The 23,633-nt window shown below is 62.3% G+C and carries 20 protein-coding genes, 1 tRNA gene, 1 pseudogene and 1 riboswitch; of the genes and pseudogenes, 6 read left to right on the top strand and 16 right to left on the bottom strand.

Translation table 11 applies throughout. The features are described from left to right. The first annotated feature begins 30 nt into the window (after positions 1 to 30). Positions 31 to 1,065: an NAD(P)H-dependent glycerol-3-phosphate dehydrogenase gene (locus AC6I1W_RS02830; protein WP_065672927.1), complete on the top strand. Its 1,035-nt coding sequence runs from the start codon at positions 31 to 33 to the stop codon at positions 1,063 to 1,065. A gap of 109 nt (positions 1,066 to 1,174) precedes the next feature. On the opposite strand, the gene AC6I1W_RS02825 is transcribed toward AC6I1W_RS02830, so the two are convergent. Beyond that, positions 1,175 to 1,489: a DMT family transporter gene (locus AC6I1W_RS02825; RefSeq protein ID WP_117188306.1), complete on the bottom strand. Its 315-nt coding sequence runs from the start codon at positions 1,487 to 1,489 to the stop codon at positions 1,175 to 1,177. A gap of 15 nt (positions 1,490 to 1,504) precedes the next feature. Next, a riboswitch (guanidine-III (ykkC-III) riboswitch) is annotated at positions 1,505 to 1,570 on the bottom strand. A 342-nt stretch (positions 1,571 to 1,912) separates the two neighbouring features. Here AC6I1W_RS02825 and AC6I1W_RS02820 point away from each other — a divergent pair. The 5 genes and pseudogenes from AC6I1W_RS02820 to AC6I1W_RS02800 all read left to right on the top strand — a co-directional run bounded on the left by AC6I1W_RS02820 (position 1,913) and on the right by AC6I1W_RS02800 (position 6,230). Continuing rightward, positions 1,913 to 3,091: an IS256-like element IS1249 family transposase gene (locus tag AC6I1W_RS02820; RefSeq protein WP_005323424.1), complete on the top strand. Its 1,179-nt coding sequence runs from the start codon at positions 1,913 to 1,915 to the stop codon at positions 3,089 to 3,091. Between the two features lie 49 nt (positions 3,092 to 3,140). Beyond that, entirely contained in the window at positions 3,141 to 3,206 is a 66-nt protein-coding gene (locus tag AC6I1W_RS02815) for an erythromycin resistance leader peptide (protein ID WP_071569110.1), read from the top strand. Positions 3,207 to 3,305: 99 nt separating this feature from the next. Next, positions 3,306 to 4,160, top strand: coding sequence for a 23S rRNA (adenine(2058)-N(6))-methyltransferase Erm(X) (locus AC6I1W_RS02810; RefSeq protein WP_011117480.1), 855 nt, complete (start codon positions 3,306 to 3,308; stop codon positions 4,158 to 4,160). Positions 4,161 to 4,324: 164 nt separating this feature from the next. Continuing rightward, positions 4,325 to 4,742: pseudogene (locus AC6I1W_RS02805) on the top strand (transposase family protein); the annotation flags it as partial. A gap of 309 nt (positions 4,743 to 5,051) precedes the next feature. Then, a complete protein-coding gene (locus AC6I1W_RS02800) occupies positions 5,052 to 6,230 on the top strand; it encodes an IS256-like element IS1249 family transposase (protein ID WP_005323424.1) in 1,179 nt (392 codons plus the stop codon). A 79-nt stretch (positions 6,231 to 6,309) separates the two neighbouring features. On the opposite strand, the gene AC6I1W_RS02795 is transcribed toward AC6I1W_RS02800, so the two are convergent. The 15 genes from AC6I1W_RS02795 to dnaN all read right to left on the bottom strand — a co-directional run bounded on the left by AC6I1W_RS02795 (position 6,310) and on the right by dnaN (position 23,370). Then, a tRNA-Ile gene (locus AC6I1W_RS02795) sits at positions 6,310 to 6,383 on the bottom strand. A gap of 94 nt (positions 6,384 to 6,477) precedes the next feature. Beyond that, positions 6,478 to 6,861 carry a D-ribose pyranase gene (rbsD, locus tag AC6I1W_RS02790; RefSeq protein ID WP_117188308.1) on the bottom strand — a complete coding sequence of 128 codons (384 nt, stop codon included), beginning with the start codon at positions 6,859 to 6,861 and terminating at the stop codon, positions 6,478 to 6,480. Continuing rightward, a complete protein-coding gene (locus AC6I1W_RS02785) occupies positions 6,858 to 7,799 on the bottom strand; it encodes a ribokinase (RefSeq protein ID WP_065672924.1) in 942 nt (313 codons plus the stop codon). Before AC6I1W_RS02785 ends, rbsD begins: the two co-directional genes overlap by 4 nt. Next, positions 7,796 to 8,740 carry a D-ribose ABC transporter substrate-binding protein gene (locus AC6I1W_RS02780; protein WP_016666606.1) on the bottom strand — a complete coding sequence of 315 codons (945 nt, stop codon included), beginning with the start codon at positions 8,738 to 8,740 and terminating at the stop codon, positions 7,796 to 7,798. The genes AC6I1W_RS02785 and AC6I1W_RS02780 overlap by 4 nt, the downstream gene beginning before the upstream one ends. 50 nt (positions 8,741 to 8,790) lie before the next feature. Beyond that, a complete protein-coding gene (locus AC6I1W_RS02775) occupies positions 8,791 to 9,792 on the bottom strand; it encodes an ABC transporter permease (RefSeq protein ID WP_117188310.1) in 1,002 nt (333 codons plus the stop codon). 53 nt (positions 9,793 to 9,845) lie between these two features. Then, a complete protein-coding gene (locus AC6I1W_RS02770) occupies positions 9,846 to 11,357 on the bottom strand; it encodes a sugar ABC transporter ATP-binding protein (protein ID WP_065672923.1) in 1,512 nt (503 codons plus the stop codon). After that, positions 11,354 to 12,361, bottom strand: a complete 1,008-nt coding sequence (locus AC6I1W_RS02765; protein ID WP_065672922.1) for a LacI family DNA-binding transcriptional regulator — start codon at positions 12,359 to 12,361, stop codon at positions 11,354 to 11,356. Before AC6I1W_RS02765 ends, AC6I1W_RS02770 begins: the two co-directional genes overlap by 4 nt. A gap of 236 nt (positions 12,362 to 12,597) precedes the next feature. Next, a complete protein-coding gene (locus tag AC6I1W_RS02760; RefSeq protein WP_016666602.1) occupies positions 12,598 to 13,230 on the bottom strand; it encodes a DUF3566 domain-containing protein in 633 nt (210 codons plus the stop codon). Then, positions 13,223 to 15,898, bottom strand: coding sequence for a DNA gyrase subunit A (gyrA, locus tag AC6I1W_RS02755; protein ID WP_497743518.1), 2,676 nt, complete (start codon positions 15,896 to 15,898; stop codon positions 13,223 to 13,225). The genes AC6I1W_RS02760 and gyrA overlap by 8 nt, the downstream gene beginning before the upstream one ends. Positions 15,899 to 15,948: 50 nt before the next feature. Beyond that, entirely contained in the window at positions 15,949 to 18,006 is a 2,058-nt protein-coding gene (gyrB, locus tag AC6I1W_RS02750; protein WP_171048519.1) for a DNA topoisomerase (ATP-hydrolyzing) subunit B, read from the bottom strand. A gap of 268 nt (positions 18,007 to 18,274) precedes the next feature. Continuing rightward, positions 18,275 to 19,468, bottom strand: coding sequence for a mannose-6-phosphate isomerase, class I (gene manA / locus AC6I1W_RS02745; RefSeq protein WP_117188315.1), 1,194 nt, complete (start codon positions 19,466 to 19,468; stop codon positions 18,275 to 18,277). 104 nt (positions 19,469 to 19,572) lie between these two features. After that, the gene (locus tag AC6I1W_RS02740; RefSeq protein ID WP_065672918.1) at positions 19,573 to 20,178 is read right to left on the bottom strand and encodes a DciA family protein; all 606 of its coding nucleotides are present in this window, start codon (positions 20,176 to 20,178) and stop codon (positions 19,573 to 19,575) included. Then, on the bottom strand, positions 20,171 to 21,355 hold the full coding sequence (gene recF / locus AC6I1W_RS02735) for a DNA replication/repair protein RecF (RefSeq protein ID WP_015583543.1): 1,185 nt from the start codon (positions 21,353 to 21,355) through the stop codon (positions 20,171 to 20,173). Before recF ends, AC6I1W_RS02740 begins: the two co-directional genes overlap by 8 nt. 58 nt (positions 21,356 to 21,413) lie before the next feature. Beyond that, complete coding sequence (locus tag AC6I1W_RS02730) at positions 21,414 to 22,067, bottom strand: DUF6226 family protein (RefSeq protein ID WP_016666596.1); 654 nt, start codon at positions 22,065 to 22,067, stop codon at positions 21,414 to 21,416. Positions 22,068 to 22,209: 142 nt separating this feature from the next. Beyond that, positions 22,210 to 23,370, bottom strand: coding sequence for a DNA polymerase III subunit beta (gene dnaN / locus AC6I1W_RS02725; RefSeq protein WP_021108128.1), 1,161 nt, complete (start codon positions 23,368 to 23,370; stop codon positions 22,210 to 22,212). Positions 23,371 to 23,633: the final 263 nt, after the last annotated feature.

Here is a 23,633-nt window from a genome sequence, read left to right as displayed (position 1 = left end):
GATCGACAGCGAATACAGGAAGGACACGACATGCCAGTTTTCACCGTTCTGGGCGCAGGAGCCATGGGCACCGCGCTGTGCAAGCCCCTCGTCGAATCCGGATGGGAGGTGCACCTGTGGGGAACGTGGCTGGACGACCACCTCCTTGACTGCATCGAGAAGGGTGAGCCCCATCCCCGCATCAAGGTTGAGGCAGCTCCCGGAATCAAGACGTATCGCTCCGACGAGCTTGCGGTGGCCCTTGAGGGCTCTGACGTCGTTGACATCGCCGTCACCTCTGACGGCCTGCCGCGCGTCACCGAGATGCTGCTGGAACACCTCGGAGATCTGCGGGCTCTGTGCCTGACGGCCAAGGGCTTCTGGACCAATCCCGAAGGACGCATCACACTGCTGCCCGACGCCATTCGTGCCATCGCAGCTGACAAGGGGGTCTCCCTTCCCCCGATCGTCGCCATCGGTGGACCTGTCAAGGCCAATGAGTGCGCTGCCGGAGAGGTGACGGCGACGACCTTCTCCTGCACCGACTTCGACATCGCCAAGGGACTGGCAGCTGATGCGTCCACCGCCACCTACGGCATTCGTCCCAGTGACGACGAGGTCGGCGTCGAGCTGTGTGCTGCCCTCAAGAACGTCTATGCCATTGCCCTGGGCATCGCTGACGGTCTGGGAGAGGCGAGCGGCATCCCGCGTCACAACCTCAGGGCAGCGACCTTTGCCCAGGCCGTCCGGGAGATGTCCATCCTCGTCGACCATGCCGGTGGTCATGCTGAGACTCCCTACGGCCTCGCCGGGGTGGGAGACCTCGAGGTCACCGGTCTGTCCGGCCGAAACAAGCTGTACGGCGTTCGCCTCGGCAAGGGGGAACACCCCGATGACGCCCTGAAGAACATGAATGAACTCGAGCAGACGGTCGAGGGGTACCCGGCAGCTCCGCTGGCCGTTCGATTCGCCGGTCAGCTCGGTGTCGACGAGGAGACCGTCCCGCTGCTGCACACGGTGGCCCGCATCCTTCGCGGGGAGGCAGGCGACGTCTACAAGGCCGTCGCTGCTGCGGTCAAGCCCTGACAGGAATCTGCGACCCCAACAATTCTCCAACTCCAGCGGTGCGGTGCGGATCCATCGATCCGCACCGCACTTGTTTGTCTTTCAAGCCTTGACGACGCAGGACGATCCGTCACTCCACGAGCTTGAGACCAATGACACAGCCGACGATCCCGCCCAGCAGCAGGATCTTGGCCACCGAAACCGGCTCGGCACCGGTGATCATCGCGTAGGCGACCGTGACGACAGCCCCAATTCCGACCCACACCGCATAAGCCGTTCCGACGGGAAGGGACTTCATGGCCATCGCCAGGCCGAACATGCTCGCAGCACACCCGACAACGACGATGATGCTTGGGACGAGTTTGATGAACCCCTCGGATCGACCCATCGCGGTGGCCCACACCGCCTCCAGGGAACCGGACAACACAAGAATCAGCCATGCCATGACAGCAACCACCTTTTCAGGCCGTCTTGTCGCTGTCCGGGTACGGCTCCCTCGTCCGGGTCCCGCTGATCGGGGGCAGGACCATGCTCTCAAATGGGGGCGGCACCCTACCTGGCCCCCACCGGCCTCCTGCCAACATCAGCACGAACCAGTGGTGGCAAGGTCACCGTCGTCATCTCCTGGCAGCTACGGGCGTCTTCCACCAACCACGCCGGGCGTGCAACTCGATGCACGAACCGACGCACACAGCCCCTAAAACTTTGGGTTAAGGGTCAAAAAGTGTGTCCGGAATCGCGGATTTTCACGGATTGACCTGTAGGTTTCCGGAAAGTATATGCTCCGGAAGCATATATCTAGCCCCCGACGGGAAATCCTCGGTGTGGCAGCCGTGATGTGCTATGCGCGGCGTGGTGTGGTGTCGCAATGTCGAAGAACCAACCACGCTGCCACTGCGGCGGTGAAATGAAACGCAACGGCACCACCAGCAAAGGCACCACCAGATGGCGCTGCAAACAATGCGGCGCCTCCAGCGTCAAACGTCGAAACGACATCACCAACGCGGCAGTGTTCACCCAGTTCATCGAGCATTGCACCACCGCAATATCACTCGACGACCTAGCCAAACGAAACGGTGTTAGCCGCGCCACCATGAAGCGGCGCTTCAAGTGGTGCTGGCTCGTTGATGTGCCTGACCCCACCGCCGGCCACCACAAGCGGATCTACGACCAGGTATTTCTCGATGGCACCTACACCGCCGGTGGCTGCCTGATCGTCGCGGCGACCATCGACCACGTGATCGCCTGGCACTGGTGCAAACACGAAACCACCCGCGACTACCAACTGCTGCTTGAACGCATCGAAGCCCCACTCATCGCCGTCATCGACGGCGGCCAAGGCGCATACAGCGCAATCAAAAAGTGCTGGCCGACTACGAAAATTCAACGCTGCCTCGTCCACGCCCAACGCGTGGTCCGCCGCTACACCACCACCAACCCACGCACCGATGCCGGGCGCACCATCTACCGACTTGCGCTGAAACTGACCCGGATCACCACACTGGATGAAGCCGCCGCGTGGGGTGTGCAACTGCACGAGTTTTCAACGATCTACCGGGAATGGATGAACGAGAAAACCATGATCAAAGACCCCAAAACAGGTGCATGGACCCGCGTGTGGACCCACCACAACGTGCGCAAGGCCTACAACAGCCTCAACCATCTTTGGCGGTCCGAGATGCTGTTTGTCTACCTCAACCCGCCAGCAGGAGTCCTTGCGCCCGAGCGGATCAAATCCACCACCAACAGCTTAGAAGGCGGCATCAACGCCCAGCTCAAACTGCTCGCCAGAACCCACCGCGGCAGATCAGGCGAACGACAACGCCGCATGCTGGATTGGTGGCTCTACTTAAAAACGGAACTGCCTGACGATCCAGTACGAATCGCCAGGCAGTCCGACTGGGGCCAGGGCCAACTCGCCAAAGTATCCACCCTGACCCAAACCGAGAACCAAGCCGACCACGAAACAGGACGCCCAGCCCTCTACGACAACGCTATCGACACCGACTACACCCACTCAATCGGCATTCAAAAAGGCCAAATCTAACCCCCGCGACACGCCGAGCCAGACACACATTTTGACCCTTAACCCTTTAATGGATATAATTAGACCCATGTTGATTTCAGGTACCGCTTTCTTGCGGTTGCGCACCAACCGCTAAGGCGGTTTCCTACCCCGTAGGTTAAAAACCGCTCCGGTCCTTTAGCCGGGCGGCTATTTGTCATGCCCGGCTCCCTTTCAAATCCAAGGAGCACACCTGATGTCTGCATACGGACACGGCCGTCACGAGCATGGCCAAAATTTTCTCACCAACCACAAGATCATCAACTCCATCATCGACCTTGTGAAACAAACCTCCGGCCCCATCATTGAGATCGGACCAGGAAGCGGTGCCCTCACTCACCCGATGGCCCACTTGGGGAGGGCGATAACGGCAGTTGAAGTGGACGCAAAACTAGCTGCCAAAATCACACAAGAAACCTCCTCGGCGGCGGTCGAAGTGGTCCATGATGATTTCCTTAACTTCCGGTTACCCGCCACTCCCTGCGTCATTGTGGGAAACATTCCCTTTCACCTCACCACTGCCATTCTTCGAAAGTTGCTGCATGCGCCAGCATGGACTGACGCTGTACTCCTCATGCAGTGGGAAGTCGCTCGCCGCCGGGCCGGGGTAGGCGCAAGCACGATGATGACGGCTCAGTGGTCCCCATGGTTCACATTTCACCTGGGTTCTCGGGTACCAAGGTCTGCTTTCCGGCCACAGCCAAACGTTGACGGGGGGATCTTAGTGATCCGCCGGGTGGGTGACCCGAAGATTCCGATAGAGCAGCGCAAAGCCTTTCAGGCGATGGTGCACACCGTTTTCACTGCCCGGGGACGCGGGATAGGGGAAATTCTCCGAAGGGCAGGGTTGTTTTCATCACGTTCAGAAACACAATCATGGTTGCGCTCGCGAGGAATCGACCCCGCGACCCTACCTCCCAGATTGCACACCAACGACTGGATCGATCTCTTCCAGGTGACTGGTTCCTCTCTACCTCACCATCGACCCATTTCACCATCGGGAAGTAGTCAACGACCTCCTCAACGGAAAAACCGAAGCCGGCGGCGTTAATCCCCACCAAAACCGAAATCCACCAGTAGTACTAAAAGGGCTCTTCCGGTTTTAGAGTGCATTGATTAGTTCGCCGGGGGTTCGGGCGTGGCACAAGATATTGGGGTCCTTGGCTTTGTAGGAAAAAGGTATCTAATCCATCCGTACAAAACTAAGGACCTACTGTGCAGCCTAACGGAAATGTCATCGTCGATACCATCTGCCGCACCGCAAAACTAGGAACTACTATCACCGGTGCCACAGAAAACGGTGACGTCACTGTTATTGAAGCCGAACCCGTCGAGCCGATCAATGAATGCCCTACCTGCGGGCAGCCTGGAGTATTCCGCGACCACGTCATCCGCAGCCTGGTCGATCTGCCCATCGTCGGCCACCCAACAACTTCATGTGCGCCTTCCACGCTACCGGTGCACCAACAAGCGTTGCTTGCAGAAGATCTTCCGTGCTGGCCTTGCCTGCGCGCCCGACAATTCAAAGACCACGGACCAGGTGACCCACTGGATCCTGCAACGACTCTGCCTAAATCGGATGAGCGTTGCCGCTGCACCCAAGTCATTAGGCCTGGGGTGGGATATGAAGTGTCCCAGGTTTTGTTCCGTTTGATGAAACCCGTTTTTGAAACAACGTACGGAGCACAACGCACGCCGATGCCAAAGCTTCCGCAACATCGACTACCTCATCAAACCCACGACAGTGGGATTCACACCCTCAATCCCCACGCGTGCAATCTGGGTTAAGGGTCAAAAAGTGTGTCCGGAATCGCGGATTTTCACGGATTGACCTGTAGGTTTCCGGAAAGTATATGCTCCGGAAGCATATATCTAGCCCCCGACGGGAAATCCTCGGTGTGGCAGCCGTGATGTGCTATGCGCGGCGTGGTGTGGTGTCGCAATGTCGAAGAACCAACCACGCTGCCACTGCGGCGGTGAAATGAAACGCAACGGCACCACCAGCAAAGGCACCACCAGATGGCGCTGCAAACAATGCGGCGCCTCCAGCGTCAAACGTCGAAACGACATCACCAACGCGGCAGTGTTCACCCAGTTCATCGAGCATTGCACCACCGCAATATCACTCGACGACCTAGCCAAACGAAACGGTGTTAGCCGCGCCACCATGAAGCGGCGCTTCAAGTGGTGCTGGCTCGTTGATGTGCCTGACCCCACCGCCGGCCACCACAAGCGGATCTACGACCAGGTATTTCTCGATGGCACCTACACCGCCGGTGGCTGCCTGATCGTCGCGGCGACCATCGACCACGTGATCGCCTGGCACTGGTGCAAACACGAAACCACCCGCGACTACCAACTGCTGCTTGAACGCATCGAAGCCCCACTCATCGCCGTCATCGACGGCGGCCAAGGCGCATACAGCGCAATCAAAAAGTGCTGGCCGACTACGAAAATTCAACGCTGCCTCGTCCACGCCCAACGCGTGGTCCGCCGCTACACCACCACCAACCCACGCACCGATGCCGGGCGCACCATCTACCGACTTGCGCTGAAACTGACCCGGATCACCACACTGGATGAAGCCGCCGCGTGGGGTGTGCAACTGCACGAGTTTTCAACGATCTACCGGGAATGGATGAACGAGAAAACCATGATCAAAGACCCCAAAACAGGTGCATGGACCCGCGTGTGGACCCACCACAACGTGCGCAAGGCCTACAACAGCCTCAACCATCTTTGGCGGTCCGAGATGCTGTTTGTCTACCTCAACCCGCCAGCAGGAGTCCTTGCGCCCGAGCGGATCAAATCCACCACCAACAGCTTAGAAGGCGGCATCAACGCCCAGCTCAAACTGCTCGCCAGAACCCACCGCGGCAGATCAGGCGAACGACAACGCCGCATGCTGGATTGGTGGCTCTACTTAAAAACGGAACTGCCTGACGATCCAGTACGAATCGCCAGGCAGTCCGACTGGGGCCAGGGCCAACTCGCCAAAGTATCCACCCTGACCCAAACCGAGAACCAAGCCGACCACGAAACAGGACGCCCAGCCCTCTACGACAACGCTATCGACACCGACTACACCCACTCAATCGGCATTCAAAAAGGCCAAATCTAACCCCCGCGACACGCCGAGCCAGACACACATTTTGACCCTTAACCCACAAAACCCCTTGTCACCAAGGGGTTTTGTTCGGTGGGCCTAACTGGACTTGAACCAGTGACCTCCGCCTTATCAGGGCGGCGCTCTAACCGACTGAGCTATAGGCCCGAACCTCGACCAGTTTCCCGACCGCGAGTTAAGACTCTAATGGATACTTAACGTTCGGAGCAAGTCGGGATCCAATCGAGGTGTCGTGCTCCACTTAGAACGCCACACCACAATGAACGATGACGTTGGAGTATGGCGTCGTCTCACCGGTTCGCACTACGAAGGAGACACTCGGAAGTGCCTTCTTCAGGTCTTCGTGACTGACGGCTTTGACCTCGTCGATCCGATTCCTCACCCACTCTTCCGGCTCGTGGCCGACAGCCTCGGTGGCGATCGTAGCCCCCTCGACGGCGACCTCATCCAGGATGGCGTCGAAAACCTCCTGGAACCTCGGAGTTCCCAGCACCAGCGCGAGATCAACCACCGGGACGTCCACGGGAATCGGCAACCCGGCGTCTGCCACGACGAAGGTCTGGGTGTGCCCCAACCTGGCTACCGCCGCACACAACTGGGGGTTGAGCAGTCCGCTCTTCTTCATGCTTGATCCCCTTGGCGAATGTTCTCGATCTCCCCAATGCTCGGGTAGGAGGCCTGTGCTCCTGGTTTGGTCACCGTCAGAGTCGCCACCGCAGTGGCGAAACGGCAGCCCTCGACAAGGCTGCGTCCGCGAGCCAGCTCAGCAGCCAAGGCACCGACGAAGGCGTCACCCGCACCGACCGTGTCGACAGCCACCGTTTTCGTTGCCGGCACCGAATCGAACCCTTCCGGTCCGCCGACGATGCAGCCGGCCGATCCCAGGGTGATGACGACACTGCGACATCCCAGATCCAACAACTCGCGCAGGGCGGCGTCAGGATCGTCTTCGAGGCGAGGTGTCGTCGACCCCAGCGCGGCAGCGACGAGGGCCGCTTCGTGCTCGTTGACCACCAGTGGATCGGCCATCCGAATGACCTCCGGGTCAACGTTGATGACCGGAGCCAGATTGAACACGAACCGCTCGGCGCATCGAGCTGCCTCGGCTATCCCGTCCCGCGGGATCTCCCCTTGGCAGACCACGACGTCAGCGCCCTCAACCCTCTCGGCCTGCGCATGCACGCTCGCAGCGTCGACCGACCCGTTGGCGGCCGCGATGACGATGATCGAGTTCTCCCCGGAATCGGCCACCATGACGACGGCAGTCCCCGTCAGGATGTCTCGACGCACCACACCGTCGAGGCCGACGCACTCCGAGAGCAGGGAGAGGGCTGTCTCAGCCGTCGGGTCGTTCCCGACAGCACCAACCATCTCCACCTGGGCTCCGCAACGTGCCGCCGCGAGGGCCTGGTTGGCTCCCTTACCGCCGGGGGTCAGGGTGGCCTGTCCCCCGGCCAGGGTCTCCCCCGGCCCGGGGAACCTCTCCACACCGACTCTCATGTCGGCATTGATCGACCCGACGACGGCGACCTTTCCGGATGCGGTCACGCATCGATCACTCATTCGTAGTCCTTCGCGTTGTCCTTCGTCACCAGCACCACCTTGATCGGGGTGGTCTTGGAAACCGTCTTGCCGGCCAGAATGTCGGCGGCCTGGTCCACCGCGGCCTTGCCGAGCAGAGCGGGCTGCTGGGCGATCGTCGCTCCCAGGGTTCCAGTCTTGACGGCCTTGATGCCGTCAGCAGTGCCGTCGAAGCCGACGATCTTGACGCCCTTGCCAGCCTTCGATCCCAGAGCGGAGATGGCGCCGATGGCCATCTCGTCATTCTCGGCGAAGATGCCAGCCGCCTTCGGGTGTGCCTGCATGAGGTTGGTCGTCACGTCGAGGGCCTTGGAGCGATCGAAGTTGGCGGTCTGCTTGGCGACCACCCTGATGCCCGGGTGCTTGGCGATCTCCCCGGTGAATCCCTTGCCACGGTCGCGGGATGCCGAGGCTCCTGGGGTTCCCTGCAGGTGGATGATCTCGCCCTTGTCGCCCATGATCTTGGCGAGCTCCTTGGCAGCCTCGACGCCACCGGCGACGTTGTCAGAGGCGATGAAGGAGGCGACGTCACCGCTGGAGGAGCTGCGGTCGACGGTGATGACCGGAATCTTGGCCTTGTTGAGGGCCTTGACCGAGGGGGCGACGGCGTCGGAGTCGGTCGGGTTGACGATGACGACCTTGGCTGCGGTGGACACCGCGTTGGCGAGCTGGTTGGCCTGAGTGGCGGCATCGTCAGAGGCATCCTGGACCTGGAGGTTGACCCCCTTGGCCTTGGCCTCCTTCTTGGCGCCGTCAACCAGCTGGACGAAGAAGGGGTTGGTCTGGGTGGAGACGGCCAGCACGACCGTCCCGGAGGCGGCCGATCCGGATCCGCCGTCGCGGTTGCAGCCCGCCAAACCAGTGGCGGCCATCGTCGCGACGACCGCCGTCGCGAGCACCTTGTGAGCAGTTTTGAACTTCATCGTTCTACCTTTCGTTTTTCAACAGTGTTTTTCAGTTGCCAATGTTGTGCTCAGGATTCTTTCTTGGACCTGAAGACGTCGAATCCGACAGCCAGGGCAATGACGCAGCCAATGACGACCTGCTGCCAGAAGGAGGACACGTTGAGAATGTTGAGACCGTTACGAATGACGGCCAGAAGAACAGCGCCAATGAACGTACCGCTCGCCTTTCCAGAACCTCCCGACAGGGAGGCGCCACCAATGACGACGGCGGCGATGGCATCCAGCTCATATCCCAGACCCGCCTGCGGCTGAGCCGAGGACAGTCGACCAGCCAGAACCAGACCTGCCAGACCAGCGAACAGACCGGCGAGAGCGTAGACGGCGACGAGGATGCGACGCACCGGGATACCGGAGAGTCGGGCAGCCTCCTCGTTGCCACCGATGGCGTAAAGGGACCGGCCGAGCACCGTGCGCGACAGGATGAACCAGCACACCACGCCAGCCAGGGCCAACATGATGACGGGAACGGGGATCGGCCCCAGGTCAGCGCCCAGGTGGTTCACTGCACCTGAGGTGGCAACCGGTGTTCCACCGGATATGACGAGAGTCAGGCCACGAGCGACGCTCATCATGGCCAGTGTCGCGATGAAGGCCGGCAGCTTTCCGTAGGCGATGGCCAGACCGGAGGCGGCCCCGGCGAGGAGACCGATGAGCAGGCCGATGATGAGGGTGAGCCATCCCGGCAGACCGACGTTGGAGAACATCCACGCCGAGACCATGGCCGACAGCGCGGCGACGGAACCGACCGACAGGTCGATGCCGGAGGTGACGATGACGAAGGTCATGCCGAAGGCCATGATGGCCACCACGGCTGCCTGAATGCCGATATTGATGATGTTCGGCACGGTGAGGAACACCGGGGTGGCAATGAGCAGGGCAATACACAGAATGATGAGACCGACAAGGGCACCATGATTGAGGGCCCAGGAACCAATTCTCCTACCGACTGACGGTTTTTGAGTGGTGGTTGTTGTTGCGGTGGTCACGATGATATTTCCTTTCCCGATCATCGCCGATCGAGACAAGACGACATTGCTTCAATACTTTTCGGATTCAGAAATGGTCATTCTGGTTTTTCATCGACGGGATCGACGGAGGCCACTGCCAACTCCATGACGGCATCCTCGGTGGCCGTCATGGCGTCCAGGGTCCCCATCGCCCGTCCGTGGGCCATGACGAGGATTCGATCGCTCATCCCGATTACCTCGGGCAACTCGCTGGACACCATGAGGACGGCTCCCCCGGCTTCGGTGACGGAGTTGATGAGCTGGTAGATCTCGACCTTCGCACCGACGTCGACCCCTCGGGTCGGTTCGTCGAGCAGCAGGATTGACGAGTCCGCGAGGATCCAGCGACCGATGACGACCTTCTGCTGGTTGCCACCGGACAGGTTGCGCACCGGCTGATCCAGACCGGCCATCCGCACCCGCAGTTTCTCGGCGACGTCCTGGGCTCGTCGTCGCTGGCCAGATCGATCAACCAGACCGGCGTGGGAGGTCGACTTCATGGTCGCGTAACCGAGATTCTCGTTGACCGAGGCGTCCAGGACCAGTCCCTGGGACTTGCGCTCCTCAGGCACGTGGCCGATGCCATGGGCAATCGCGCGGGATACCTTTCCGCCCGGAAGCTCCTTGCCATGAACGCGGACGGTTCCGGAGTCGTACTTGTCAGCCCCGGCAACGGCTCGCAGGACTTCGGTACGTCCGGCTCCCACCAGGCCGGCCAGGCCCACCACCTCGCCGGCATGCAGCTCGAATTCGACGTCCTGGAATGCCCCTTCACGACTGAGTCCCTTGACTGACAGCAGCACCTCTCCGACCTCACCGCGGTGGCGCGGGAACTGGTCGTCAATGTCACGGCCTACCATCATCTTGACCAGCTCGCGCTCGGTGGTGGAGGCGGGAACCTCACCGACGAGGATGCCGTCGCGCAGCACGGACACATCGTCACCAACGCGCGGAATCTCGTCGAGGTGGTGGGAGATGAACACCATCGCCACGCCCTTGGCCTTGAGGTCGTCCATCACCTCGAAGAGCTGACCGGACTCCTTGCGAGTCAGGGCAGCGGTGGGCTCGTCGAGGATGAGCACTCTGGCATCCATCGAGAGAGCTCTCGCGATCTCCACAAGCTGCTGGTGCGCAGTACTCAGCGACCCGACGAGCCGATCCGGGGAGACGTCCAGGCCAATCCGCTCCAGAGCGGCACGGGCCTGGGCTCGCATCGGACCCCAACTGACGAGTCCACCACGGCTGGGAGTACGTCCCAGCATGATGTTCTCTGCCACCGACATCTGTGGAACGAGGCTGAGCTCCTGGTGGATCGTCGCGATGCCCTCGGCCTCAGCAGCCTTGACGGTGGGAAGGTCAACAGGGTTGCCATCGATGACGATGGATCCCGAGTCTGGGTGGTAGATACCGCTCATCATCTTGATGAGGGTGGACTTTCCGGCTCCGTTCTCGCCGAGAAAAACGCGCACCCTGCCCGGGATGACGTCCACGGAAACGTCCTCAATGACCTTGACGGGCCCAAAAGCCTTACTGACGTGGTCCAGTCGAAGTACTGGCGATGTTGTCACTGGTCCTCCTTGACCATTCGGGTTGATGCCCTGACGATGAGATGGGTGTCCAGTCGAGCGGAGCTGGTCGGTTCACCAGCCATGGCATGGTCCAGCAGATCAACGGCCACCTTTCCCATGGCGTCGATGTCCTGGGCAACGACGGTGAGGGCCGGATTGGTGAGACTGAACACCGGAAGGTCGTCGAAACCGACCAGGTCGATGTCTTCACCGATGCGAACTCCCCTGTCGAGGCAGGTTCGCAGGGCTCCCATCGACATCAGCGAGTCGGAGGCGAAGACGGCGGTGGCACCGCGATCGATTAGTTGTCCGGCACCGACGCGTCCCGATTCCTCCTGGTAGTCACCTTCCACCACGAGGTCATCGACGACGTCGACATCATGCTCGGCCAACAGCTGGCAGTAGGCCTGGTAACGCTCCAAACCAGTCGACGTCTGTTGGGGTCCGGTGATGAAACCGATCCTGCGGTGCCCACGTTCCAACAGGTGATCGACGGCCTCCCCCATTCCGTTCCACGGATCAGAGGTGACGGAGGGCAGTGACGACCCCGCGACCTCACGGTCCACGCAGACCACCTGGACCCCGTCGTCGACCAGGTCCTTGACGGCATGCTCTCCCAAGCCGGTCGGGGTGACGATCGCACCGTCGACTCGCTGACGACGAAGGGTGTCGACGTATCGGTTGAACTGGTCAGGGGACTCGTCGGCGTTGCACAGCAAGGTGGCCCAGCCATGGGCCAGACAGGCGTTCTCCACAACTGATGCCAGTTCGGCAAAGTACGGGTTTCGAATGTCCGGGACGACCAGACCAATGACGCCGGTGTGGGCCGAACGCAGCGACCTGGCATGAGCGTTCGACAGATAGCCGAGCTCCTTGGCCGCCTTGCGCACTGCAGTACGCGACGCTTCCGAGGTCGCGGAACTGCCATTGAGAACGCGAGATGCTGTCCCGAGGGACACACCGGCCAGCTTGGCAACGTCCTTGATCGTCGATTTGCGATCCACCTTGCCCTCCTCTCATCGTCGAGTCCGAGGTCGCCGGGGCCTGTCCCCGACCTCACCCGTGGAAACGTTTCCACAGATGTATGGCATAAATGAAAGCAAACGAGGAACCCGGTGTCAAGGGAATTGGCAGCGGTCCTCGTCAAACCCGTGTGGTTGGCATGTGACGACTCGGTTGACAACGCAAAACGTCCCCGGATGCGCACCATCCGGGGACGTTCTCCACGCTTTCAGGGCCCTCAGTCCTCCGCGAGGGTCACCTCCAGACCACCCATGATCTCCGCAGCCAAGTTGTACAGGAAGCTGAACAGAGTCGAGATGGCTGTGAACAGCACCGCGTTGATGGCACCGATGAGGGCCGTCAGACCCAACACTCGGCCAGTGTTGACGTAATCGGACAACTGGAACTTCGAGTTCGAGCTCGGGGAGCTGATGAGGTCGTTGACCACCTTGTTCATCGAGTCGAAGGCACCCGAAGCACCGATGATGCCCCAGATGATCCACGTTGCGATGAAGAAGATGATGGCACCGGCGACACCGAAGAGCAGGGAGGTCTTCATGACCGACCACGGGTCAACACGCGTCAGACGCAACCGGGCTTTACGAGTACGCCTGGCAGCGCGGGCGGGCTGATGCGCCTGGGCGGGACGGGAATCCGGCTGATTGGGCGCCTTCTCCCACTTCGTCGCTCTCGCGTCGGCGCGCTTCACCGCAGGGGTCGACGCCGTCGTCCGCTTGCGATCAGACTCTTGACGCGGATCGGGGCGCTGCCGGCCCGTCTCCTGGAAGGTACGACGAGCGTCACCGGCAGTCCAGTGCGTCGCCTCTGGATCATCGGGACCCGGATGCGTCACCTTCTTCTCGTCACTCACCGTTGTCCTCCGGCTTCATGTCGCTTTCCGCCGTATCGACGGTACGGTCGTCGTCCACAGTATCGCCTTGCGGAAGCACATCCCCGGATTCGGTCTGCGTGGCACCACCTTCGGCGGTTTCCACAGCCTTTTCCTCGACGTCCTCCTCGACCTGGTGCTCAGGATTCACCGCGATGATCGAGACGGCGTCGTCACCGTGCACGGAGACGAACTTCACCCCCATCGTCGAGCGTCCCTTGGCGGGAACCTCAGAGACGGCCGACCGTGTGATCTGACCCGAGGTCTTGATGGCGATAATCTCGTCAGCCTCGCTGACCACCAGGCCACCGACGAGGGAACCACGCTCCTCGTTCAGGGCCATGGCCTTGATGCCAAGGCCACCACGTCCCTGCTGACGGTACTCCGAGACGGCGGTGCGCTTGGCGTAGCCACCGTCGGTCGCAGTGAAGATGAAGCGGTCGTCCTCAGGCATGTCGGAGTGAATGATCGACATCGACAGCAGCTCGTCGTCACCACGGAACTTCATGCCGGTCACGCCGGAGGTGGCACGACCCATCGGCCGCAACTGGTCATCACCGGCGGAGAACCGGATCGCCTGACCTTTGCGGCTGATGAGCAGGACGTCGTCCTCGGCCGAGCACTGCTCGGCACCGATGAGCTCGTCGTCCTCGGTACGGAAGTTGATGGCGATGACGCCGGCCTGACGGGAGGAGTCGTAGGCCTTGAGGGCAGTCTTCTTGACCAGGCCCCTACGGGTTGCCAGCAGCAGGTACTCGGCGTCCTCGTAGGAGCGCAGGGTCATGACCTGCGCGATCTTCTCATCGGGCAGGAAGCTCAGCAGTCCGGCGACGTGACCACCCTTGGCGTCACGGCCGGCCTCCGGCAGCTGCCACACCTTGGTGCGGTAGACACGGCCCATGTTCGTGAAGAAAAGGATCCACTGGTGGTTGGTGGTCGTGAACAGCTGGGCCACCTCGTCGTCAGCACGCAGGCTGGCACCGCGAACACCCTTGCCACCGCGCTTCTGCACGCGGTAGAGGTCAGTGCGAGTGCGCTTAGCGTAACCACCACGGGTGATGGTGACGACGACATCGTCGTCGGGGATGAAGTCCTCCTCGGAGAAGTCCCCGTCAGCCGCGATGATGCGGGTGCGACGCTCGTCACCGTACTTCTCGACGATCTCGGCGAGCTCGGTCGAGATGATCTCGCGCTGACGATCCTCGCTGGCCAGGATGGCCTTGTACCCGGCGATGAGACGCTCGAGTTCCTCGAGACGGTCGATGATCTTCTGACGCTCCAAGGCGGCCAGACGACGCAGCTGCATGTCGAGGATGGCGCGAGCCTGGATCTCGTCGATGTCGAGCAGCTCCTGCAGGCCGGTGCTGGCGGCCTCGGTGTTCGGGGAGCGACGGATGAGGGCGATGACCTCGTCGAGCATGTCGAGGGCCTTGACGAGGGCCCGCTGGATGTGGGCGTCCTTCTCGGCCTGGGCCAGACGGTACTCGGTACGCCTGCGGATGACCTCCATCTGATGATCGATCCAGTAACTGATGAACTGATCCAGACGCAGGGTGCGCGGCACGTTGTCCACCAGGGCCAGCATGTTGCAGCCGAAGGTGTCCTGCAGAGCGGTGTGCTTGTACAGGTTGTTCATGACGACGCGCGGCTGGGCATCCCTCTTGAGGACGATGACCAGACGCTGACCGGTACGGGCCGAGGAGTCGTCACGAATGTCGGCGATGCCGTTGATACGACCGGAGTTCACCAGGTCGGCAATCTTGGTTGCGAGGTTGTCGGGGTTGCACATGTAGGGCAACTCGGTGACGACCAGGCACTGGCGTCCCTTCTTGTCCTCCTCCATGTCGATGACGGCACGCATCGTCACCGAGCCACGGCCGGTCCGGTAGGCGTCCTCGATTCCCTGACGGCCCACGATGAGCGCGCCACCAGGGAAGTCAGGACCCTTGATCCGCTCCATGCACGCCTCAAGCAGCTCCTCCTGGGAGGCCTCGGGGTGGGTCAGGGACCACTGCACGGCCTCGTTGATCTCACACAGGTTGTGGGTCGGGATGTTGGTTGCCATACCGACCGCGATGCCCGAGGACCCGTTGACGAGCAGGTTGGGGAACCGGGCGGGCAGGACGACCGGCTCGGTCTCCTTGTTGTCGTAATTCGGCTGGAAGTCGACGGTGTCCTGGTCGATGTCGCGGACCATCTCCATGGCCAGCGGAGCCATCTTGCACTCGGTGTATCGCATGGCGGCCGCGCCGTCATTGCCCTGGGAACCGAAGTTGCCCTGGCCCTGGACCAGCTTGTGGCGCATGGCCCACGGCTGGGCCAGACGCACCAAGGTGTCATAGATGGCCAAGTCGCCGTGCGGATGATACTTGCCCATGACGTCGCCGACGACACGGGAACACTTGTTCCAGCCGCGGTCGGGACGGTAGCCGCCGTCATACATCGCGTAGATGACGCGACGGTGCACCGGCTTGAGGCCATCGCGCACGTCGGGCAGTGCTCGCCCGACGATGACGCTCATCGCGTAGTCGAGGTAGGCATTCTGGATCTCGTCGCGAATCTCTACCGGCTGGATCCCGACGTGGCGGCCGGTCACCAGTCCTTGACGGTCGGCCTGGTTCTGCTCGTCGGGCTTCTCATCGTCAGCCATGGAGTGTCCTTTGAATGATCAGTGGATGAGGGGAGGGTTCGAGGGGGTGCTCAGATGTCGAGGAAGCGGACGTCCTTGGCATTGCGCTGGATGAAGGACCGGCGCTGCTCGACGTCCTCACCCATGAGGATGGAGAACATCTGGTCGGCCAGGGCGGCGTCCTCGAGGGTCACCTGGAGCAGCAAACGCTTGTCGGGGTCCATGGTGGTGTCCCACAGGTCCTCGGCATCCATCTCGCCCAGACCCTTGTAGCGCTGGATCGGGTTGACCTGAGGCAGCTTCTTGCCATGGGCCAGACCGTCCTGACGCAGCAGGTCACGCTCCTCGTCAGAGTAGGCCAACTCGTGAGGAGAGTTCGTCCACCGTAGCCGGAACAGCGGCGGCTGGGCCAGGTAGACGTGACCGGCGTCGATGACTGGGCGCATGAACCGGAACAGCAGGGTCAGCAGCAGGGTGCGGATGTGCGCGCCGTCGACGTCAGCGTCAGCCATGAGGATGATCTTGTGGTAGCGCAACTTATCCAGATCGAAGTCCTCGTGGACGCCGGTTCCCAGCGCGTTAATGATCGACTCGATGGTCTCCGAGCTCAGCGCGCGGTCGAGCCGGGCCTTCTCGACGTTGAGGATCTTGCCTCGCATCGGCAGGATCGCCTGGATCCGCGGGTCGCGACCCTGGGAGGCCGAGCCACCGGCGGAGTCACCCTCCACGATGAAGATCTCGCACTCCTCCGGGTTGGTCGAGGAGCAGTCCTTGAGCTTGCCCGGCAGGGAGGTCGAGCCCAGCAAACCCTTGCGGTTACGGGCCAGGTCGCGGGCCTTGCGAGCCGCGACACGCGCCTGGGCGGCCGCCTGGGACTTGCGGACGATGTTCTTGCCCTCGTTGGGGTTCTCCTCGAACCAGTCGGAGAGCTTCTCGTTGAGAGCCTTCTGGACGAAGGACTTGGCCTCGGCGTTACCGAGCTTGGTCTTCGTCTGGCCCTCGAACTGCGGTTCGGTGAGCTTGATGGAGACGACGGCGGTCAGTCCCTCGCGGATGTCGTCACCGGAGACGCGGTCCTCACGCTTCTTGATGAGTCCCCAGGTCTCGCCCCACCGGTTGACGGTGTTGGTGAGAGCGGCACGGAAGCCCTCCTCGTGGGCGCCACCCTCGATGGTGTTGATGGCGTTGGCGAAGGTGTGGACGCTGGTGGTGTACGAGGTGTTCCACTGCATCGCGATCTCCAGACCCATGCCCTCTTCGGGACGATGAGACTCCAGGGAGATGATGGTGGGGTTGATGACGTCGCGGGTACCCGTGAGGAAGCGGACGTAGTCCTTGAGGCCCTCGTTGTAGAGGAAGTCCTCGTGGATGGGATTGCCGTCCTCGTCGACATGACCTTCACGGCGGTCAGTCAGCATGATCCGCAGCCCCTTGTTGAGGAAGGCCATCTCGCGGAAGCGGTTCGACAGGGTCTCGTATTCGAAGACGATGGAGTCGAAGATCTCGTCGGAGGGCTGGAAGCGCACCGTGGTGCCCTCGTGTTCGTCAGGGCCAAGGGCCTCGAGCTGCTCCAACGGGCCGTCCGGCTCGCCCAGGCTGAAGGACTGACGCCAATGGTAGCCGTCCCGCCGCACCTCGACGATGAAGTGGGAGGCCAGGGCGTTGACGACCGAGGAACCGACGCCGTGCAGACCGCCGGAGACCTTGTAGCCGCCGTTGCCGAACTTGCCGCCGGCGTGCAGCTTGGTCAGCACCAGGGTGACGGTGGGGATGTGCTCGACGGGGTGCTCCTTGACCGGGATACCACGTCCGTTGTCGGTGACCTGGCACCAGTTGTCGTCGAGCAGCTCGACCTGAATGGTGTCGCAGTAACCGGCCATCGCCTCGTCGACCGAGTTGTCGACGATCTCGTAGACGCAGTGGTGCAGACCGCGCTCACCGGTGGAACCGATGTACATACCGGGACGCTTCCGGACGGCTTCCAGACCTTCCAGGACGGTGATCTGACCGGCGTCATAGGATCCGTCGACGGTCGTCGGGGAAAGATCCGAGTCGAGGACGTCAGGATGATCGGTGGCGTCGATGAGAAGGTCCTCGGGGGTGTCCCCGTCGGTCACGGACTCGGGCATCTCGGGCTGGCTCACGGGCAATGCGCTCCTGTGTCTCTGCAGAGGTCACGGTGACCTCCGGGGTTGGCGTCACCGTCGGATGTCATGCGCCGACGGAGAGCCCAACGCTCCGATGTTACCGCAATCCTGCGCGGTACCGGACACCGGAACCCGCGAGACGGACGTTGAGAGGGTCTGTGAGCGATTCGACCCCCATCCCCGACCACGGGGTCCGGGATGGGGGTCACGGCGTCAGCAGCGGTACACCGCCTCTCACACCTCGGTCAGCTCAGGAGCGATCAGCGTCAACCCCGGCGCCCGCCAGGAATCCACGCCCCTGGCCAGTCACCGTCACCTCCTCGCCCGCCGGCAGCCATGCCGATTGACCACGATTCAGTTCACAGTCTTCATCGCCGCAGTGAGCAACCAGCTGTCCCTCCGTGACGAGGAGAATCCGACCCAGGTCGGTAGCCGGAAGCGAGAGAGTGTCATCGTGTCCCTGCAGGGCCCACAACCGGAATTCCGGGAACTCGGCGCGGTAGAGGCCCACTCCTGAGGACACCTGAACCGCGTACTCACCGACGCACGGCTCGGGAGTCATGATGGCATGGTCGAGCAGGGCATCGACGTCGACGTACTTGCTCGTCAGGCCACCACGCAGGACGTTGTCGGAGTTGGCCATGATCTCAACACCGGTGCCACCGAGGTAGGCATGCATGGTGCCGGCTCCTAGGTGAATCTGCTGACCAGGTGCCAGTCGCACCCGGTTCATGAGCAGGGCGACGAGGATGGACGGGTCACCGGGATGGTCCTCGGACAGCTCGACGGCGGTGCGCGCCAGGCCCCGAACAGCCTCGTCAGTGCCCTCCTCAAGATACGTGCGAGAGGCTGCCACGACTCCTTCCACGACGGTTACGACCTTCTCGTCACCCGAGAGCACTGTCGCGACGACCTTGGCCAGTCCGTCGTCCTGGCCCAGTGGCGCGAGCACCTCATCCAGTCCGTCGAGCTTCCCCAGTCCCGATAGCAGAACCAGGGAGGAGGACGGGTCACGGAAACCACACAGAGCGTCGAAATCCGTGAGAGCGACGATCATCTCGGGCTTCGGCCAGTCGTCACGGAAGATGCGAGTGGGATCACCCAGGCCCACTCCCGCCTCGTTCTCAGCGGCGAATCCCCTCTCGGCCTGCTCACGCGACGGGTGGGCCTGGATACTCAGGGCATGGGAGGCCGACAGGATCTTGAGCAGGAAGGGCAAGCGATCACCAAAGGCGTCACGGCTGGCCCGCCCGAGTTCCTCGGGGTGGTCAGCCAGCCACTGATCCAAGGTGACGCCGCCGGCCAGAACTGACGAAGCCTTGGGGTGAGCCCCCAGCCAGTACTCAGCCCACGGCTGTCCATTCGGCTGCTCGCCGAGAATCTCGGGGATTGCCTGATCCGATCCCCAGTCGTAGTGCTGAACCTCACCGACCAAACGCTGCATCTGACCTCCTCATGGTCGAGTACAACGTTACGGGTATCACCCCATGTGAGCTATATTCTCGCGGGTTCTTCGCTCAGTGCCGACGCCCTCAAGGGTCAGTGATCTCAGCCATAGGTGTCGCGCGGTCCACGACCCGGCACTGACCTGGAACCGTGTTTCCAACTGGGAGCAGTGGGGCCCTCGATGATGACCCTGGTGACGGTCCCCTCGCCCAGCCGACGATTGAGTTCGGCAACCAGCTGTGGCGCGATGGTGCGCAAGGAGGTCGCCCACACCGTCGCCTCGGTACGGACGGTCAGGACCGTGCCCTGATACTTGACCGGACGGGAGTGCTCAGCATTGGTCGGACCGACGAGTTCTGGCCAGCGTGAGAGGACCAGGTGCAGGTTGACCTGACGTCCCCATCCCTTGGACTTCACAAGGTTGGTGAAGGCATCCCCCAGGGCCATCGGGTCGCGGGCATCCTTTCCCGGGCCAGACCATGTCGGGGGATTGGGAGAACGACGACGTCTCCTCACCGTGGAGCGTCGAGGTGGTGGCAACAACACCTCACCGGCGTCGTCACGACGCGGGGTTCCCGCCGGTTCACCACGGGAAGCCCGAGCGATGGCCAGGGCGACGTCGACCCCCTCGTCGTCATGATCGGCTGCCAGGCGACGGTCCTCGTCGGAAGGGATGACCGGGTCGCGCGGATCAACTCCGTCAGTCATCGTCACTCCCCTCATGGGGCAGCACCTGGCCGCCACCGACGTCGAACCTCTCCCCGCGCAGGATCTCGGGAACGTCCGAGGCTACTGCGGCCGTCACCAGGACCTGATCAGCCTCGATGACTGAGGACGCCAGCCGTCCACGTCGAGTGGCGTCAAGTTCGGCGAAGACGTCGTCGAGGACGAGAACAGGCTCGATGCCGTCGTCCCGCAGCAACTGGAAGGACCCCAGCCGCAAGGCCAGCGCCAATGACCACGATTCACCATGGGAGGCATACCCCTTGGCCGGCATTTCCCCGATGTGCAGGACGATGTCGTCACGTTGTGGACCGACGAGGGTGACGCCACGGATGAGCTCGTCGGCTCGCCGTTTCGCCAGGGCGTCGAGGAATCGGTTCGCCAGCTCCTTGCGGTCGATGGGCTCGGGGATCTGGCCCTCCTGGGGAGGTGACCACAGTCCGTCGAGGTCGATGGTCGACTTGTACGAGGCGGTCACCAGGTCATTGACCGGGGCGATCTCACGGTAGGCGGCCGAGGTCAGTGGCATGACAGCCGACAAGGTGTCGAGGCGAGCTGACAGGAGCTCGGCACCGATGGTGGCCAACTCGTCGTCCCAGATCTCCATGGTCGCGCCGATCTCGGCTCCCGCCGACGGTCCCCTCCCAGCCAGGGACTTGAGCAGAGCATTGCGCTGTTTGAGGACGCGCTCATAGTCCGACTTCACCCCGGCCATCCGCGGCCATCGTGTCATCACCAGCCCGTCGAGGAAGGTGCGACGATCTGACGGATCACCACGGACGATGACAAGGTCATTGGGCGAGAACACCACGGTTCGCAACACCCCGAGGATCTCGCGAGGTCGAGTCAGTGGAGCGCGATTGATCCGTGCCCGATTGGCACGCCGCGGATTGATCTCGACCTCGAGGAGCAGACTGCGGGAATCCTCGGCCCCGGCACGGACTCGGCCGCGCACCACGGCCTGATGAGCTCCCAGCCTCACCAGCGGGGTGTCATTGTTGACGCGGTGTGACGACAGGGTGGACAGGTATTCCACGGCCTCGACGAGATTGGTCTTCCCCTGACCGTTGAAACCGATGAAGGTCGTCACCCCCGCTGTCATGGGGACGTCGGCGCGGACGTAGGAGCGGAAATCGACCAGTTCGAGACGCTCGACGAACATCCGGACCTCCCTCCGACCGCTGTCAGGCCGTCCGAACCAGGCTACCGGAGCGCGTTGTTCACAGCCATGGCCTGCCGTGCAGGACGACGCAGCCCTCGGGCAGGAGTGGATCATCACCGCTGCGAATGGCATCGACGACGGCTTCCGGTTCGGACAACGGCGCAGGACCGTCTCCTCCCCACTCCAACGCACAGCGTCGGCTGGTGGCCACCAGCCGGAAGGCCGATCGATCCGCCTCCGAGGGAGCGACGATGAAGACGAGACTGCCATCGACGAGGGCCGTCATGTCGTCGTCGAGAACGGCCAACAGGTCTTGCGACCCGGAGTCACAGGCATCACAGGCACAGTCGGGGACGATGTCAAAGGGGTCGGCGTCGGAGGTGACGGATAGCCCGACGAGGGGAACCTGGTCGAAGGTGACGACGGAGACATACAGCGGCAGGGTGTTTCCGTGCGGGCTTGACCAACGCTGCTGCAACCGGTCCTCCCCCTTGGCCATGGTGTCGACGTCGACGTCGCACAGGGTGGAAAGGGCCTGCTGCCAGGCTTGCAGACGCAGCACGAGAGCTCGATACCGCTGTGGATCGGTAACCCTGCTGTACTCCTCCTCGGCCGCTATCTGGTTGTCAGCGTGGGGATCGGGCCAGGAAGGCGCGTTGAGGGCATCGAAGACGCGGTCGACCTCGGTCTGGACGTCAGCGATGGTTGTCATGCCAACAGTGTGGCAATCCCACTGACTGGACGATCCAGCACCCCATGCCCCTGGTCCACAAGTCAGAGTGCTATGGAACCTCCACGAGTCAGCCTTGTCGGACCATGCCCGTCGACAAGGCCCATTAGTGTCGTGGGATCGGTCAGGAGGGAAGCCTCATGAGCATGATGACGTGGCGGTAATCCGTCTCCGGCTTGCCGTCGAGATCATTGAGTCCGGTCACCAGGCAGGGCTTGCCGGGAGCGGTGAAGGAGAAGTGGACGTAAGGGGTGTCCAAGGCACCGAGGGCGTCGGACAGGTAGTGCGGGTTGAATCCAGCCGCCGTGATGGAGGGCTCTCCGTCAACGTGATTGGTAACGATGGCCTCGATGGCCTCGGAGGCCTGGGCCTGGTCACCGGTGGCGGCCGACAGGGCGACCGAATCGTCATTGATGACCATGCGCAGCGGGGTGTTGCGCTCGGCCACCAGAGAGACACGACGCACCGAGTTGATGAGCTCGTCGGTACGAGCGCGCACCGATCGGGTGGCCTTGATGTCCATGAGGTGACGAACCTTGGGGAATTCTCCACTCAGCAGACGGGTGGTCATCCGGCGCACACCGTTGGCACCATCACCCTCGAAGCCAACCAGGCCCTCGCCGCTCTCGCCCGAGGAGAGGTTCACGGTGACGTGCTCACCGGAGGTCATTGAGCGGGCGGTCTCGTTCATAACCTTGGCTGGCACCAGGGCGGTGGCCTCGGCGTCGGTGGCGGCCGGATTCCAGGTGATCTCCTTGAGGGCCATGCGGTAACGGTCGGTGGCCAGCAGGGAGAGGACCTCGCCGTTGATCTCGACGCGCACGCCGGTGAAGACCGGCAGCAACTCGTCACGTCCAGCGGCCACGACGACCTGGGCGACAGCCCGGGAGAAGACATCGGCCTCAACGGTTCCGGTGGCAGCCGGCATCTGCGGCAGATCGGGGTACTCGTCGACCGGCAGGGCCTGCAGGGTGAAGCGGGCAGATCCACAGACCAGATCCATCTTGGCGGGATCCGTGGTGATCTGGACCGGCTTGTTGGGCAGGCTGCGCGCAATGTCGGCCAGCAGCTTGCCGGAAACCAGGGATTCGCCGGGCTCGTTAACCTGGGCGGGAAGGGTGATCTGGGCGCTGGTCTCGTTGTCGGAGGCAGACATCACGACGGAGTCACCCTCGGCGCGTACGAACAGTCCAGCCAGGATCGGCACTGTCGGCCGGTTCGGCAGGCTGCGGGCAGCCCAGGCGACAGCTTCGGCCATGACATCGCGTTCCAGACGGATTTTCACTGCGTCCCCTTGACTTGGCGTCTTGCACCCCATGGTGCTTGCAGGTCGATCATATCCATGCCACAGGACGAATCGCACCCACGGGACGCCAACGTTGAGGGTGCGGTCGGCGATGTCGGGGAAAATTCCGTCAGTAGATCTCGTCGGGTGAGCAACGGTGAAGGAGGCCTTGTCCCCAAATCCACACCCACAGGTTTTTAAGAGATGGAGATGTATGTCCTTTCTTCATCGTCATAACCGCTGTGGATCTTGTGGATAATGCC

The sequence above is a fragment of the Cutibacterium sp. KB22876 genome (assembly GCF_059728865.1).
This window is presented reverse-complemented; position numbering and strand designations above follow the sequence as displayed.

Coding starts and splice junctions, on each gene's coding strand:
- AC6I1W_RS02800 (WP_005323424.1), top strand. CDS start 5,052: ATGTCGAAGAACCAACCACGCTGCCACTGCGGCGGTGAAATGAAACGC.
- AC6I1W_RS02825 (WP_117188306.1), bottom strand. CDS start 1,489: ATGGCATGGCTGATTCTTGTGTTGTCCGGTTCCCTGGAGGCGGTGTGG.
- AC6I1W_RS02785 (WP_065672924.1), bottom strand. CDS start 7,799: ATGAGTGATCGATGCGTGACCGCATCCGGAAAGGTCGCCGTCGTCGGG.
- AC6I1W_RS02740 (WP_065672918.1), bottom strand. CDS start 20,178: ATGACTGACGGAGTTGATCCGCGCGACCCGGTCATCCCTTCCGACGAG.
- AC6I1W_RS02775 (WP_117188310.1), bottom strand. CDS start 9,792: ATGATCGGGAAAGGAAATATCATCGTGACCACCGCAACAACAACCACC.
- AC6I1W_RS02780 (WP_016666606.1), bottom strand. CDS start 8,740: ATGAAGTTCAAAACTGCTCACAAGGTGCTCGCGACGGCGGTCGTCGCG.
- manA (WP_117188315.1), bottom strand. CDS start 19,468: ATGCAGCGTTTGGTCGGTGAGGTTCAGCACTACGACTGGGGATCGGAT.
- AC6I1W_RS02730 (WP_016666596.1), bottom strand. CDS start 22,067: ATGACAACCATCGCTGACGTCCAGACCGAGGTCGACCGCGTCTTCGAT.
- gyrA (WP_497743518.1), bottom strand. CDS start 15,898: ATGGCTGACGATGAGAAGCCCGACGAGCAGAACCAGGCCGACCGTCAA.
- AC6I1W_RS02810 (WP_011117480.1), top strand. CDS start 3,306: ATGTCTGCATACGGACACGGCCGTCACGAGCATGGCCAAAATTTTCTC.
- AC6I1W_RS02830 (WP_065672927.1), top strand. CDS start 31: ATGCCAGTTTTCACCGTTCTGGGCGCAGGAGCCATGGGCACCGCGCTG.
- rbsD (WP_117188308.1), bottom strand. CDS start 6,861: ATGAAGAAGAGCGGACTGCTCAACCCCCAGTTGTGTGCGGCGGTAGCC.
- gyrB (WP_171048519.1), bottom strand. CDS start 18,006: ATGCCCGAGTCCGTGACCGACGGGGACACCCCCGAGGACCTTCTCATC.
- AC6I1W_RS02820 (WP_005323424.1), top strand. CDS start 1,913: ATGTCGAAGAACCAACCACGCTGCCACTGCGGCGGTGAAATGAAACGC.
- recF (WP_015583543.1), bottom strand. CDS start 21,355: ATGTTCGTCGAGCGTCTCGAACTGGTCGATTTCCGCTCCTACGTCCGC.